The following is a 13,154-nucleotide window of genomic DNA, read 5'->3' as shown; positions in this document are numbered from 1 at the left end:
ATCGTTAAAATAAATTTAAAAAGGGTTAATGGTGGATGCCTTTTTCCAAATTATCGTGTTACTTTTTTCGCTTTTTTTAGGGGCAAGGCTAGGGGGCTTAGGGGTGGGCTATGCGGGGGGCTTGGGCGTGCTTATTTTATGCTTATTTTTGGGGCTAAATCCGGGCAAAATCCCTTTTGATGTGATTTTAATCATCATGGCAGTCATTAGCGCTATCAGTGCGATGCAAAAAGCGGGGGGCTTGGATTACTTAGTCAAAATCGCTGAAAAAATTTTAAGGAAACACCCCAAGCAAATCAATTACCTCGCGCCAAGCGTGGCGTATTGTTTAACGATACTAGCTGGCACTGGGCATACGGTTTTTTCCTTGATCCCGGTGATTGTGGAAGTGAGCCAGAGCCAAAACATCAAACCCAAAGCGCCTTTAAGCTTAGCGGTAGTCTCCAGTCAAGTCGCTATTACCGCAAGCCCGGTGAGCGCGGCGGTGGTGTTTATGAGTGGCATTTTAGAGCCTTTAGGAGCGAATTACTTGACCCTTTTAATGGTTTGGATCCCTACGACTTTTTTAGCATGCATGCTCACGGCGTTTATGATGGGTTTTACTGATTTGAAATTAGACAGCGACCCGCATTATTTAGAGCGTTTGAAAACAAGAAAGATTTCGCCCCCCACAATCCAAGAAGAAAAAAAAGCCTCAAAAAGCGCGAAATTATCGTTATGGATTTTTATCGGTGGGGTTGTAGCGATCGTTTTTTATGCGAGCGCGATTTCCAAAAATATCGCTTTGATTAGCCCGGTGGTTTTAGGCAGAGATTACGCGATTGTGTCTTTCATGTTGAGCGTGGCAACTCTCATTGTGATTTTTTGCAAAATTAACGCTAATGAAATCGCTCATTCAAGCGTGTTTAAATCCGGCATGCAAGCGTGCGTGTGCGTGTTAGGCGTGGCGTGGTTGGGCGATACTTTTGTGAGCAATCATATAGATGAAATCAAGCGATACGCTTCTTTTTTGATCGCTGATTATCCGTTTTTATTAGCCGTAGCGCTTTTTTTGGCTTCCATGCTTTTGTATTCGCAGGCCGCCACCTCTAAAGCGCTCATCCCAAGCGTGATCACAGCCTTAGGCATTAGCGCTAACCATACAGAGCATTTGTATATTATCGTGGCTTCTTTTGCGAGCGTTTCGGCGTTGTTTGTGTTACCCACTTACCCTACTTTACTAGGAGCGATCGCTATGGATAACACCGGCACCACTAAAATGGGCCGTTATGTGTTTGATCATGCGTTTTTGATCCCTGGGGTTTTAGTCGTGTCTTTGAGCGTGGCGTTAGGGTTTGTTGTCGCGCCGTTAGTTTTGTAGATTTTATCATTAACGACAAAAAGCTTGATATTGCGATTTTTCTAAACCCCCTTAAAAAAGAGAGTTTGAATCACTCAGTAAGCGAACACATAATTGAGATACACGCTATAGAGTCTCCTGTATTGCAATTGAGCGCCTAAAAAAGAATAGTAATTGGTGTTAATGGTGGGGATCTTCACGCCTAGTTCCATGCCATGTTGCGCGGAATGTTCGCTGTCTTTTTTCTTTTTCATAGCGAGATTGGTTCTCAAGCCGAGATTGAACAAAAATTGGAAATTGGAAGTATTGACTTTCGCGCTGTAAGGGTTATTGAACGCTGTTAAATTCATGTATTGGGAATTAAGCCATGTAGTCCCTGCTAGTTGGATGCCTCCAAAAAGACCCACAGAGAGCTTGTTGTTCTTTCTTGTGATACTATCGTTGAGAAAGTTAAACAACAAATCGCTCCCACCGCCATAAGTCCATACATCAGAAGACGAATTAAAAAAGCTGGATTTGATATAGCCGTGGTTGTAATCAAAAAAGCCGTAATACCTTAACCCCCATCTTTTGCTTTCGCCAAAGAATTGTTTATAGCCCACTTGCACGCCAAGCCCATTCATTGCGCCGTTATTGTTTTGAGAGCTAATCATTCCTATATTTTTAAAAGGGTTATTGCTCATCGCCGCTAAAGCTTGAGAGAGTTGGGATTGCTGCTCTGGGTTGATTTGGTAGTTGTATTGGCCCGCTGCTGGGGCGTTTTTATCATAAAGTAGCGTAACAATGTCTTTTGTATTGACTTGATTGTGCGGGAGTTTAGAAATCTCTTCACTCAAATTCTTAGCGTCGTTATAAGTGGTTACAATCTCTGTTTGATTGGATTTTAGGTTATAAACATCTTTAGCCACGCTTAAAGCCGAATCAATCCGATTACCATAATAACTCACATTGTTTTGAATCGTCTGAACTTCTTTATTCAAATTCACAACTGCCATATAAGGGTTAGTAGGCGTTGAACCCGCATTGGCTATTTTCAAATAAGCTTTCTCCAAATAACGATACTGATCTTTAGGAATGGAATCAAAGAGATTGAAAATATCTTGAGCGTAAGAGATGACTTGCTTTTGGTTTTGAGCGAAAGCGTAGATGTCTTTAGCGAATTTGGGGTTTGTTTGAGATCCTGTAGCTTGAGCTTGCAAACTAGCAGATAGGGTGTGGTTACTTTGAGAAAGCGTAACCGCTTGTTGCAAGATAGGTATCATCGCCTTGATGTTGTTAAACACCGCGTATTGAGTGGGGTAACCAGTGGATTTGATAGCGCCGGATGTATTTGAAATACCACTGATGACGATATTGTTCCACATCATAGCGGTCTTGGTGCTTGCGATCAAGTCCATAAGCTTTTGCGCGGTTTCAAGAGCGCTACTCACGGTTGAGTTTGGCGAGTTTGATGTTGAGTCTGTTGCAGTGCATCCGGATAAAGCGCAAAGATTGTTCGCTTTAGTGGCAGAGTTTGTTTGAGCTGCTTGGAGATCTTCAGCGAGTTTTTTCATCTCATTATAAGTGGTTTGATCCATAGCGCAGTTTTCAATTCCTGAGCAGTTGTCTATAATCGTTTGAAAAGGAGGGTTACCATAGACATCAGCGGGTTTTTGATCATTCTTATTGCCCACAAAAAAAGTGAAGTAGTTCCCCGCATAAAGACTCCAAAAACCCAATACCGAAGTGATAACGGCTTGCACGGCGTTAAAGATGGGCGATTGGGTGGTGCTGTTATAGTTGTTGTTGGTAAAGCTTTTTAAATAGTTTAAAGAGCTATTGACCAGCTCAATGTTGTTGGCGTTTTGAATGCTTTGCTTCAACGAAGCCACTTGATTTAAATACTGGTTTAATTGCTCGTATTTTTCGTTCAAGTTTTTTAATTCACCGGTGTTTTTGACCATTTGCACCGCTTCGCCGATTTGATAGCCCGCGCTCACAAAAAAGCCGTTGTCTTCAGCATAAAGTAATGACGCTGCAAGGGATAGAGAAAGTAAAAATCGTTTTTTCATAAAAGTGTTCCTTCAAAGTAATTTTTTTGTTGCAAAAATATTATAAAATGATAATAGATTTACAATGAGTTTAATTTTATAATAAACCTATTGGATTTCAAAAAAAAAAAAAGATTTTGGGGTGTTTTTAACTTATTTATCTTTGAAGCGTTGACTTTTGTAACGATAAAATCATCTTTTGAATTTTATCATCAGTATTTAATAAGAACGAAACCGCACTAAAACAAGAACGCATAGCTGACAAAAACTTCTTTATTCCTAAAAACGCTGAAGTTTTGTCGGATCGTTTGTTGCTGCCACACATTGCTAGAGCCAAAATTTTTCCAACTTTGCGCGCTCAAGCTGTAATAAGGGATTTTTAGCCCCACATTGAAGCGGTTGTGCTTGCCTATATACAAAGAACCCCCAAAATTCACAAAAAACCCCCCACCCGCTGCAAAAAATTTATCATCTTGATTCGTGTTTTGATTTTGATAACTAGGACTCCATAATATTGCGTATTCCACCCCACCCCCACCAAACACGCCTATTTTAAAAAACAGCATTTTTTCTGTTTTTAAAGCGAGTTTTAAAAGGGTGTCTATAGGGAGATTAACAAACACATTCACGTTCAAACCAAACGCCATGAAATGCCCGTTATTGAAAAGGAAGTTTTGGGGGTTTGGGGTTTTTTGCAAATTCAAAGAGCCTTGAGTGTTTGAAATAGGATCGTAGGTTTTAATTGCACTTGGGTCATAATTCGCTTGGGACAAAAGGGTATTACCCCCCACTTTTTGACCTAATTGCGCTTTAGCGTATTCTATATCCCCCCACACCCTTAATCCTAAAATATGGTATTTATCAATAGCTATTTCATCGCCTATTTGCCCAGTATAAGACAGGTTTTTACCCCCCTTATAATGGGCTTCTAATTTCTCGCCATAACACACGCTGCTAGGGCAAGTGGGGTTGTCTTTATAGGCTTGTTGCCACATGCTTGTGAGCGCATTAGCCCCTGTGCCTAACCTAAAACCCAAATAAATGTGGTTTTTCGTTTTAAAAAAAGGCGTTTTTTCAGCGGTATTGCCCCACAAAACCCCCAAACTGGCTAAAAAAACAAGCGCTTTCAAACGCTTTTTTGATTCAATTCTACCCATAATGGCACTTCACTTTGCAACATTTCTTGATTAAAAAATTCCTCTATGCTCTCTCGCATGCTCTTTATTTCTGTAAGGGTATTGACGCAGTTGCGAAACGCACTCGCTTGCATTTCGCCCTTAGCGTAAGCATGCAAATTTTTCCTGAACATAACTACCCCCCTATCCCCATAAAACTCCACCATTTTATCAAAATGTTCTAAAACCAAATCTTTTTTCACGACTGCGGGTAATTTTGTGGTGTTGTTTCTGATTTGCCAAAATATCCATGGGGCTCTTAAGGCTGCTCGCCCTATCATTAGCCCATCCGCTTGCGTGATTTGCAAGACTTCAAAGGCTTTTTTCACGCTGTCAATTTCGCCATTGGCTATCACAGGCTTTTTTAAAATCCCTTTCATTAAAGCGATGCTTTCATAATCTATTTTGTCTTTTTGGTATTTGTCGCTTCGTGTCCTCCCATGCACCACCACATAATCCACCGGCGCATCATTCAAGGCATGAGCGATTTCTTGGGGGATTTTCTTTTCAAAGCCTAAACGCACTTTCACGCTCGTGATTTTTTTATTGGTGTTTTCTCTAATCACTTTTAAAATCTTCACCAAGTGGTTTAAATCCTTCAATAGTCCGCTCCCGTTACCATGATTAGCCACTTTAGGAGCGGGACAACCGCAATTAAAATCAATCCCACTCACATGATCTAAAGCGTTGATTTTCTCCACCGCTTCTTTGACTACGCCCTCTTTAGAGCCTGAAATTTGTGCCATGAAATGATCTTCTAAAGGGGATTTTTCCAACATCTTAGAAGTTTTATCAAACGCATACACCAACGAATGCGAGCTCACCATTTCGCTTGTGGTAACATCCACGCCAAATTTTTTCACCACGCTCCTGAAAGGCAAATCCGTATAGCCTGCTAGAGGGGCTAGAAAAAGCCATTTTTTATTTTTAAAGTCCATCCGCTCTCATATCAAAGTTTTTTGCTGTATTTTGACACAATCAAGGTTAAAAAGCGCTTTAAAAACTTATCGCTTGATTAAAATCAAGCTTTTTATAGATCCATTAAACTCTGTTTAAAACGGGTTAAAAAATCATTTGTTGGTTGTTTTAAAAACTCTGCGTATAAAACAGGCCGTAAGCGTTTAGGGATATTCAGCCTCCTGGCTCTGTCTTTAAAATCCTTTGGCATGCTTAAAGTTTTTGGGGGTTTAAGAGCGATAAACACATGCTCTTTGTCGCTTTCAATGATGAATTTTTGAGCGATTTCTAAGCTAAAAAAATGGCGTTTGATTTCTTCTTTTTGAGAAAAGCTCAACACATACCCCTTTTGCTTTAAGATTTTATCCACCATAAAAAGCGCATTTTGCGAATGCTTGAAAAAAGTGATCCCATGCATTTGTGAAACGGGTGTTAAAGGATAAAGCCGCTCTTTTTCTTTATCCAAAAATTTAAAACTTTGGATAATGCCCTTAGAATAATCTTGCATCAAGGCGTTAGCGTAATTTTTCCTGAAAAAATTGCGTTTGAATTTTAAAGAAGAATTAGAACTATCTTCAAAAAATTTCAAATCTTTAGCGAGCGTTTTAAGGGTGTCTTTAGGGGTGTAGAGTAAGGGGCGAACAATCGCATAAAACCCTCTTTTTTCATAAGCTTGAAAGCTTAAAAGCGTGTTTAGCCCGGCTCCTTTGCTTAATTGCATCAAAAACCATTCCAGTCTGTCATTCAAGTGGTGCGCTAAAATCAAATGCTTGTAAGAATGCTCTTTGATTAGGGTTTCAAAAAAATCATAACGGATCTTTCTCGCTTGCATTTCAAAATTGCGCGCGATCTTTGGGGCGTAATGGATATAGCATTTTTTATGGTGTGTTTTTGCGAGTGTTTGAGCGTGCTGGATGATTTCAAGGCGTTGTTTTTGCGTGTTGTAATCCACTAAAGCGATGTCAAAAGCGATATTTTCTCCAACTAAAAGATGAAACAAGCAAACAGAATCCAACCCACCCGAAAAACCCAATAAATTTTTCTTCTCTCTTAAAGGCTCTAAATAGGTTTTAAAACCTTGCGCTATCAAATCGGCATTAAGCATAGGCTTAATCCATCGCATTCTTTCATGAAACTTCCTTGCGAGTCAGAATGTTTTTCAACAAGCTCATGCCTTCTATGCCTAAAATTTCATTCCTAAGCTTTTCCACTTCATGCAAACTCGGGGCTTTTTCATGGACGGCTTCGTTGCGGATGTTTTGAATGAGGCTTAGGCTTCTTGAAAAAGGATAATTGATGAATCTTTTTAAGTTTTCTTCTAAATGGCATTGGATTTTTTCGTGTTTGAGTAAAAATTTAACGCTCCCAAGATTGGGCTTTTGAGTGAAAAAATCTTTAAGCGTAAAAGATTTTCCTTGGACTTCATAATCTAAATCATAAAGGCTGGGATCTTTTTTGCAAGCCTTTAAAAGAACTTGTTTAGCAAAAGTATAAATTTCGTATTCTAAGGTTTTGGAGTATTTGACGATGATGCTGGTAAAATCATTCAAAAGATCGTTTTCGCTTTGTAAAAGCTCTAATTCTGCATGAATGATGTTATTGATGCTATCAGGGTGTAAGAGGTAAAAAAGCCTTTTGCCAAAAACAAAACGCATGAAATTTTCTTGCATGGTTAAATATTCTTTGCTTTTATACACGCTCAGATAATGCTTTTCATCGCCTAAAAAACAAGAACGCTCTTCTTTTAGTCTCACCGGCAAAGGATAGACATAATTATTCCCATAAATGGCGTAAGTGTGGTTGTTTGGCACGATGAAATTGGCTAAAAATCGATCCCTTAAAAGGCTGAAGTCTTCCCTGACTAATTCCCTTAAATCGCTGATAATAAAAAAATCTTCAACTTCCAGATTTTTTTCTTTATAATAGCTAGGGATCAAACTCTCATCAATATCCTTAGAAACCTTTATCACCTTAGCGACAAATAAATTAGCGTAATCGGTCAAAAAAAGCTGCAAAAAATTTTTTTCATTGGTGGCTTTGTAAATCTCTTCTAAAGAGTCTTGCTTTTCTTGATCGTTGAGCTTTGATCGGATTTTACCAAAACCCACTTGGGATTTTTCCTGTAAAACGCTTAAATGTTGTTGGATGACATCTTTTTGATAATAAGGGTTATAAAGGATTAAAAGGTGGTTCATGCCCTATCTTATTTTAGGATTTCTTTGAGATTTTGTTTGATCTCATCAGGATTTTGTTCGTATTCTTGGATGAGTTCTTTTAAAATTTCAAACAATTCGTCAAAATCTTGCGGGTGCTCTTTCTTAAATTTCACTACCAAATCCAAAGCTTCACAAGCGTTATTCAATGGATCTTTATCGCCATTGAAAGCGTCTTTGATACCCAAAACCATTTTGGTAATGCGAGTGCTTTGCCCAGGGCTTGAAATGCGTTTGCATATAAAGCCTTTGAATGCGTTGGCAAGCTTAAAAGATGCACAAATTTTAGAAAACATCACTTTTCCTTATTAAAACATTTAAAATGCCGCTTGTTGGATTAGACCGTTTCAAGCTCAGCCAAAAAGCTTTTTTGATGCGTTTTTGAAATTCTAACACAAATTCAGTTCATTCCTCTTCAGGCTCAACATCTATAATATCTTCGCCCTTGATAAAATCTTCGCCAGTTTGAATTCATTTTTCCAGTCCTTGAGCGCACTCTTGCGTTTTTTTAATTTTTTCTTCTAATTCTTGAAAGGATTTTTCCAGTTCCAACGCGTTCGGAAAACATGTTTGTTTGAATTTGGTTTCATCATTGATGAACTCTATCATTTGTTCTTTAGCTTCTTCAAAATTGGATTTCATTTTTTCTTTGGTTTATTCAAGTTCTTTTTCCTTTTTGAGCTTCATCACAGAATCCCCTATTTCAAAAGCAATACCGATAAGTGGTAAAGCTTTATTCAAATTGCCTGCCAATCTGACAGCGCCCCAAGGTTTGAATTTTAAAGCCAAATCTATGCCCACAAATTTTGCCACAGCCACTATTCCGTCTCTAACCAGTTTGATGTTAGTCGCATTGATAAACCCGCTTTGATTTAAAAAATTGATTCCAATTTTCCCCAATGCTCCGGCATGCTTTTCAAAAAAACTCATATCGGCATTAAAACCCGTTTCAATTTTAGCCATTTCATTGAAGATCCCTTGCGTTTCTCTTTCAAATGCATTTTGGACTCTTGTTTCTATATTGATACCTTTATCGCCTATTTCTCTCATAACAAAATCATTAAAGATTTCTAGACTGGTGCCAGAAATTTGAGAGATAAGATCGCTAAAATACCTCGTTATAAATTCTTTTAAATGAATGCGGGCTTGAGAAATTTCTCCACTTAATTTTTGAATCTCTTTTCGCCTTTCAAGCGTTTTATTCAAATATTCCATTTCTCCATTAATACCTTGCAACGCTTGTTTTGCGGGCGGCATTTGCCTATAGATAACATCTTGAATGATGCTTTTTTTAGCTTCTTCTATGATGGTTAATTTCCCGCCATTTTCTTTAATCTTTTTTTGTGTCGCATCTTGCAAGGCTTTGATGTGTGAGAGCTTTTGAAACTCTTCTTGATGCTTTAGCCAGTGTTCCACCCCCAAATCATAAGGGTTTGCAGCGACAGCGACAATAATCAAACTTTCTTTTTCTTCTTCGCTTAAAGAAATCAGATCATTCAGTCGGTTTTGGATGTTTTCTTTTTTGATTTTAAATCTTTTGTTGTAATCTTCTTCATCTTCAATATCCGCTTCTTCATCAAAACGGCTGATGACAAATATCGTCCTGGATAAAAGATTGAGCGTCCTAAACAACCAGTTCAAATCGTCCTTATGGCTTTCTTTGATGGGATTTGACGGGTTGAGAGCGTATAAAATGAGGTGGGCTTCGCTGATATATTTTTTTGTAATATCTTTATAGCGTTCTATTTTGCCGCTATCGTGTGTTTTCACTTTAAACCCAAATAGTCCTGGGGTGTCAACCAGCTCAATTTCATCATCTATGTCATAGATTTTAACTTCATCGCTTGATTCTTTGTGATCTATCTTCATGCTCTCTTTATCCAACCGCTCGATCCAAGCTGCCGCTATGGATGTTTTTCCTTCAGAAAAACCTCCCACTAAAGCCACTTTAAGTTTTTGACCGGCAACATTTTTAATCGCATTATGGATCTTGTCTTTGAGAGACTCTTCAACCTTGATGCCGTATTCTTCCCCAGTATGGATAAAATCAAGCAATTTTTTAAGATTTTCTTGATTCCTCTTTTGATTTCTTTTAAATTGTTCTAGCGTTTCATTCTTCATTGTGCGATCCTTTGTTTTAATGTGGTTTTGATGCGATCATCTAAATGCCATAAGTCTTCGCCGGCTTTTATCAATCCTTCCCTCATGCGCTCGTAACAAACAACGAGATCGTTAAAACCGGCGTTGAGTTCTTCAATCATTCCCAATGCACCGTTTTTATAACTTTCAATGCGGCTTTTCACATTCTCTGCAATTTTTTCACAAGCTTTATCTAAATTCTTATTCATTTCTTTTCTTTGTTGGGATTTTTTATAGTCTGAATCAAAAAAACTCCACACTGCTTTACCTATCCCCACAAATGCTAAACCCACTCCTGCAATTAGCGCAAACTCACCTACTATAGGCGTCAAGAAAAGCAACACCAAACCTCCTATTGAACTAAATAAGCCTATCATATCAATGCCGCTATCCATATTAAAATTAGAATTAGGATTAAAACTAAAATTATTAATACCGATGCGTTCTGTAATCGCTAGAGAATCTTTAACTCTTTCTTCAAATTGTTCAATATTTTTTCCTACACTTCCACGGAATCGTTCCTCACATTCTTTGAACCGCCGTTCTATGCATTCAATCAATTTTGTCTCTCTTTGTTTGAGTTCATTTTCAAAAATTCTTTCACATTCACCATTTCCAATACCTCTTTCAATGCGTTCATGCATTTCTTTTCTAAAATCAGATTCGAATTGATTGATTTTGCTGAACGCTGATTTTTCCAAATCTGATATAAATTTTTCTTTAGAACGATCCAAATCAAAGCGAGCTTCTTGCTGGTGTTCTTGCATTTCTTTAATCGTTGGATCGATCTGTCTGTCAATCGTGATTTTGATCGCTTCTTGTAATTTTTCTATCGCTTTTAAGGCTTTGTTGCAGTTGGATTCTATGATTTTGGCGCGCGAGTTTTCAAGAAGTGCTTCGGTTATAAATTCTCCTAATTGTTGGAAACGGGATTTATACAATAACCATTCTTCCTCTTTAAAAACCTCTAGAAATTTTTGTTTCTTTTTATCAAAATCAGTCCCTGGGATCAAAGCCTGTGAAAGGCCATAAAAAGCCGCTTGGGTGCTAACCACCTTATGACCCTTGTAATGTTCGCCTAAAACGCCCTTCATCTTTTCGTCTAAAGTTTTTAAGCTTTCTTTTTCGCTTTCATTAATAAGCTTATCTTTTAAGGCTCTTGGGCTATTAATCGGTTTGTTGAAAATCGTCCATACCTCTGTTTGCGAACCGAGTTGTTTTTGGATTTTTTCAATCGTTCCCCTTTTCCCTTCTTCTCCTTTTTGCGGAGGATTAGGCGTTTTGGTAACATAAAAAATAGCATGGGCCTTTTGCGTTGCGTTAGAAATCTGATCAATCACTTTTTGTTCGCTGCCTTCTATCCCTGGCACATCCAACAAAACAAAATTTTGATGGTTGTATTGGAAAGAATAAGATCGTGTTTTTAAAGTGAAATCGCTCCTCCCATCGCCTATAATCGCTCCATCTTGCAATGAATGAAGTTCGTTTAAAACAGCCTTATGGCTAGCTTTTAAAAAGGGCTTAAAACCTTAGCGAGTAAGATATTGTCTTTAAACACACTAGGCACAATCGTGTAATGCCCAGGTTTTAAAGGGGTGGTTAGTTCGCTGTCGTTGATCAAAATTTCCCCATCCACTTCAGGCGCCCATCTCAAATCCCTTGCTTTGTAAAAATACTCGCCCTCTTTATTTTCCACTAACGCCTTAATGGGCTTATTCAACAAAGCCTTAAAAGAATGGTTTTGGTGTTTTAAAGCGATTTTATTCAAGGCTTTAATGCGGGCGTTGATGATTTTTTTAGGCACTTTCTCTAAAGAATAGGCATGCGTGTTTTCTTCCGCACTGAAAGCAAAAATATTCAATCTGTCAAACCGGAACTCGTCTAAAAACGCGCTCAATTCTTCAAATTCGCCCTCATTTTCTTCTGGATGCCCTACAATGATCGTGCTTCTTATAAAGCTTTCTTTAACCTGCTTCATGGCATCTAAAAGCTTTAAATGGTGCGCTTGGCTGGAGTTACGGCGCATCTTTTTAAGCATGGAGTCGCTGATATGTTGGATGGGCATGTCAAAATAATTTTGAAAAATAAGCGAGTCTTCAATCGCGCCAATCAGCTCTAAAGTGGTGCTAGAGGGGTAGAGGTATAAAATACGAGCACTCTTTAAGGCTTGCTGTTTGTCAATCGCCTTAATGAGCTGGATCAAGCCGTCTTTTTGCCCCTTATCGTATAAAAACGAGCTAGAATCTTGAGCGATAAAAGTCATATCTTTATAGCCTTTAAGGGCCAGATCCTCCACTTCTTTTAAAATGGAATCTAATTCCCTGCTTTGTAATTTCCCCTTAAAGCTAGGGATAGCACAAAAAGAGCATTTTTGGTTACAACCCTCAGAAATTTTAACATAAGCATGCACGCTAGAACCTGTGATAATGCGCGCGTTATAATGCTCGCTTAAAAACACTTGCTCGCTGAACTGGTTTTGTTTTTTAGCGATCAAAATATCAATTTTGTCATAATCCCCCACGCCGGTAAAAATATCCACTTCAGGGATCAACTCTTTGATTTCATCTTTATAGCGTTCGCTCAAGCACCCGCTCGCAATCAAAATCGCTCCCTTTTTTTTGTCTTTGGCGGCGTTGAGAATGGTTTGGATACTCTCTTGTTTAGCGCTTTCAATAAAACCGCAAGTGTTGATCAAAATCACATCAGCGCTCTTAGCGTCATTAGTGAGCGTGTAGTTATAAAGCTTGCCTAACATCACCTCTGAATCCACCAAATTTTTAGAACAACCTAATGAGATCAAGCAGAGTTGTTTGTTTTCTTTAATTTGCATGTTAATGGCTTTTCAAGTTTTTTAAATCCACTTCCCAAAAGAAATCAATCCATTCAGGAGCGTCTTTTAAAAACGCATCGGCTTTGTATTTCGCGCTTGTTTTTTGGAACAAACTCGCGCTATAAAACTTTTTATCGGGGTGTTTTTCTTCTAACACTTTAAGCACCGCTTCTAAAGAATTACCGCTATCTACGATTTCATCTACTACTAAAATGGTTTTTAGACGCTCTTTAATCGTGGGGATATTTTCAATTTTTAGGGCGTTTTGTCGGTTGGTGGTGTCATAAGAAATCGCATTGATACCATAAACTTCCCTTAAATTCCAGTGCAAACTCAAAAAATGCGCTAAAGTCATGCCCCCTCGCATCACGCACACAAGAGCTTCTGGGACACCGCAAATGCACTCCACTTGTTCCACTAATTCTAAGCTGTCTTTCAAAAAGGCTTCATAAGAATAATGCATTGTAATCC

9 protein-coding genes and 2 pseudogenes are annotated in these 13,154 nt (G+C 38.4%); 1 reads left to right on the top strand and 10 read right to left on the bottom strand.

Annotation, left to right across the window (positions count from 1 at the left end; all coding sequences use genetic code 11):
- The first annotated feature begins 28 nt into the window (after positions 1-28).
- Positions 29-1,360 (top strand): anaerobic C4-dicarboxylate transporter, encoded by a 1,332-nt coding sequence (locus QU01_RS02220; protein ID WP_080248327.1) that lies wholly within the window; start codon positions 29-31, stop codon positions 1,358-1,360.
- A 74-nt stretch (positions 1,361-1,434) separates the two neighbouring features.
- Here the strand turns inward: QU01_RS02220 and sabA are convergent, their stop codons facing one another.
- From sabA to QU01_RS02170, 10 genes and pseudogenes are all read right to left on the bottom strand, one after another.
- Positions 1,435-3,390: a Hop family adhesin SabA/HopD gene (gene sabA / locus QU01_RS02215; RefSeq protein ID WP_033761654.1), complete on the bottom strand. Its 1,956-nt coding sequence runs from the start codon at positions 3,388-3,390 to the stop codon at positions 1,435-1,437.
- 218 nt (positions 3,391-3,608) lie between these two features.
- Entirely contained in the window at positions 3,609-4,526 is a 918-nt protein-coding gene (locus QU01_RS02210) for an outer membrane beta-barrel protein (protein WP_033761656.1), read from the bottom strand.
- Positions 4,496-5,482, bottom strand: coding sequence for a tRNA dihydrouridine synthase (locus QU01_RS02205; RefSeq protein WP_033761658.1), 987 nt, complete (start codon positions 5,480-5,482; stop codon positions 4,496-4,498). The genes QU01_RS02210 and QU01_RS02205 overlap by 31 nt, the downstream gene beginning before the upstream one ends.
- A gap of 92 nt (positions 5,483-5,574) precedes the next feature.
- Positions 5,575-6,606, bottom strand: coding sequence for a tRNA lysidine(34) synthetase TilS (gene tilS, locus QU01_RS02200; protein WP_080248335.1), 1,032 nt, complete (start codon positions 6,604-6,606; stop codon positions 5,575-5,577).
- A gap of 22 nt (positions 6,607-6,628) precedes the next feature.
- Entirely contained in the window at positions 6,629-7,696 is a 1,068-nt protein-coding gene (locus tag QU01_RS02195) for an HP0729 family protein (RefSeq protein ID WP_033761661.1), read from the bottom strand.
- 8 nt (positions 7,697-7,704) lie between these two features.
- Positions 7,705-7,956, bottom strand: coding sequence for a hypothetical protein (locus QU01_RS02190; RefSeq protein ID WP_229260235.1), 252 nt, complete (start codon positions 7,954-7,956; stop codon positions 7,705-7,707).
- A gap of 163 nt (positions 7,957-8,119) precedes the next feature.
- Positions 8,120-9,835: pseudogene (locus QU01_RS02185) on the bottom strand (LeoA/HP0731 family dynamin-like GTPase).
- Positions 9,832-11,352 (bottom strand): annotated as a pseudogene (locus tag QU01_RS02180) (GTPase); the annotation flags it as partial. The pseudogenes QU01_RS02185 and QU01_RS02180, both read right to left, overlap by 4 nt.
- An 11-nt stretch (positions 11,353-11,363) precedes the next feature.
- On the bottom strand, positions 11,364-12,683 hold the full coding sequence (rimO, locus tag QU01_RS02175; RefSeq protein ID WP_033761667.1) for a 30S ribosomal protein S12 methylthiotransferase RimO: 1,320 nt from the start codon (positions 12,681-12,683) through the stop codon (positions 11,364-11,366).
- Position 12,684: 1 nt separating this feature from the next.
- Positions 12,685-13,146, bottom strand: a complete 462-nt coding sequence (locus QU01_RS02170) for a phosphoribosyltransferase (protein ID WP_033761668.1) — start codon at positions 13,144-13,146, stop codon at positions 12,685-12,687.
- Positions 13,147-13,154: the final 8 nt, after the last annotated feature.

Origin of the sequence: Helicobacter pylori SA221C, assembly GCF_000476855.1 — a bacterium.
GTDB classification, from domain to species: domain Bacteria; phylum Campylobacterota; class Campylobacteria; order Campylobacterales; family Helicobacteraceae; genus Helicobacter; species Helicobacter pylori_DK.
This window is presented reverse-complemented; position numbering and strand designations above follow the sequence as displayed.